The organism is Mycobacterium sp. (assembly GCF_039583805.1).
Lineage (GTDB): Bacteria > Actinomycetota > Actinomycetes > Mycobacteriales > Mycobacteriaceae > Mycobacterium.
This window is the reverse complement of record NZ_JAVKSH010000033.1, coordinates 29304-31417: the sequence shown is the minus strand read 5'-3', so window position 1 is coordinate 31417 and position 2114 is coordinate 29304. Positions and strand designations below refer to the sequence as shown.

Here is a 2114-nt window from a genome sequence, read left to right as displayed (position 1 = left end):
ATCAACCTCGCACGCTACGAGGACACCGTTAGCGTCGTCGGCCCAGTTGGGGCCGCCGTCAAGCGTGGAGCCGACCGCAAGACCCGGCCCAGCCGGGCAGGTGGCTGTGAAGCGCGGAAGGGACGCAGCCGAACGGCTGCCGAACAACCCCGGGACGAGGTGCAAGTCGCGTGACCACTAAAGATCACTCACTTGCAACGGCTGGGCGGTCACTGCAGGCCCGCACGTTCGACCGTCAGCAGGCTCTCCGTTCGATGTTCACTGCGGTAGGCGGCCGCGCCGCCGTTGAGCCCGAAAAGCCGTTTGCTCCACAGCAGCCAGATGACCACAACGACGTTGAACACGAGCGCCGTACATCGCAGCACCGTCAGTTTTTTGGTGATCTCGTAGACTTCCAGCGGCAGGAACGCACTGGTGGCGATCGCCGCGAAATACTCACCCCACCGCCGCATCAGCCACAGGCCGACAGCCTCGACCAGCTCGATCGCGGCGTAGGCGGCGAGGGCCACGGCGATCCAGAGCAACGTCGACGGCGACAGCGTGAAGGCACCGGCGATGGAGCGAACGATCCGCGACTCATCCGGGTTCCAGCCGAGCTGGTTGGCCAACGGCCGGATCAACGGAAGATCCTGTTCGAACGCCTGCTGCAACTGGGCGCGTGACCCGCGCACTTTCAGCACACCGACCGCCAGCAGTACGGCGACGGCCGATCGCACAGCACGTTCCACCGCGAGTGCCCGCATCAACGTCCGATCCCGCAGCAGACGGCCACGCGGAATCTCCGGTGCGGTGTCCGCCGGTCCGGTGCGCCGCGGCGGCCCGACCACGAACGTCTCACAGCGCAAACAGCGCCATGCCTCCCCGGCCGGGGTTTCGACCTTCAGCCTGTCTCGAAGCGCCGACTCCTCCGGGGCGAATGTCGCGTGTCCGCGCAATCCGCATGAGCGCAAGGCGAAGTCGACCATGACGCAACGCTAGACCCGACCCGCCTGCCGGGTTGGCAGGCACTGCCCGGTGCGCCGTCCGAGTGCAGACGCGCGAGCCGACGCTGTACCCTCACGCGATGCAGCAGCGATGGAAGCGGCGCGGCTTCTTCGGCGTCGCCGGGGCGGCGGGGCTGCTTGCGACCGGTGTGACCGGGGCGTGCGTGTCGCACAAGCCGGCCGCGGGCACCGGCGGCGGCGGGCCCGTGACGATCAAGCACGCGTTCGGTGAAACCACCGTCGCCGCGCCACCCACCCGGGTGGTCAGCGCCGGCTACACCGGGCAGGACGACCTGCTCGCGGTGGGCGTCGTGCCGGTCGCGGTCACCGACTGGTTCGGCGACCAGCCCTTCGCGGTGTGGCCGTGGGCTCAGCCCAAACTCGGTGACGCGAAACCTGTTGTGCTGAACCTGGACAACGGAATCCCGGTGGACCAGATCGCGGCCCTGAAACCCGACCTGATCGTGGCAACCAACGCCGGTGTGGACGCCGACACCTACCAGAAGCTGTCGGCGATCGCCCCGACGATCCCCCAGTCCGACGGCGAGGCGTTCTTCGAGCCGTGGAAGGACCAAGCCGCCGCGATCGGCGCGGCGGTCTTCCAGGCCGACCAGATGCAGTCGCTGGTCGACGGCGTCGAGCAGAAATTCACCACCGCCGCAGAGCAGAACCCGCAGTTCAAGGACAAGAGAGTGCTGATGCTGCAGGGCAGGCTCAGAAACGGCGACGTGGTGGCCACGACCGGCTGGCAAACCGAGTTCCTCACCAGGATGGGCCTGGTGATCCCGGACAGCACTGCGGCATTCGCGGTGGACAAGCAACGCGCGTTCATCCCGCGCGACACCATGCGGCCGGTGCTCGACAGCGCCGATGTGCTGATCTGGACAACCGAGAGCGACGACGAGCGTCAGGCACTGCTGGCCGAGCCCGATATCGCGGCGCGGGGCGCCCGCAACGTCTTCACCACCAAGGACCAGGCCGGCGCGATCGCGTTCGCGTCGCCGCTGAGCTACCCGCTGGTGGCCGATCAGCTGCCGCCGCTGGTCGACGGCGCCCTGGGCTGATCAGGCCTGGGCTGATCAGGCCTGGGGACGGCGGTTCTGAGTCTTTGCTAAGGCACCTCTGGCAGTG

Annotated in this window: 2 protein-coding genes and 1 pseudogene; 2 read left to right on the top strand and 1 reads right to left on the bottom strand. The window is 68.0% G+C overall.

Translation table 11 applies throughout. From position 1 onward, the window contains the following. Window positions 1–174, top strand: a pseudogene (locus tag ABDW21_RS06480) (IS607 family element RNA-guided endonuclease TnpB); the annotation flags it as partial. A gap of 35 nt (window positions 175–209) precedes the next feature. Here ABDW21_RS06480 and ABDW21_RS06475 read toward each other — a convergent pair. Continuing rightward, a complete protein-coding gene (locus tag ABDW21_RS06475; protein ID WP_343710198.1) occupies window positions 210–965 on the bottom strand; it encodes a DUF2127 domain-containing protein in 756 nt (251 codons plus the stop codon). Between the two features lie 98 nt (window positions 966–1063). On the opposite strand from ABDW21_RS06475, the gene ABDW21_RS06470 reads away from it, so the two are divergent. Continuing rightward, window positions 1064–2047, top strand: a complete 984-nt coding sequence (locus ABDW21_RS06470) for an ABC transporter substrate-binding protein (RefSeq protein ID WP_343710197.1) — start codon at window positions 1064–1066, stop codon at window positions 2045–2047. Window positions 2048–2114: the final 67 nt, after the last annotated feature.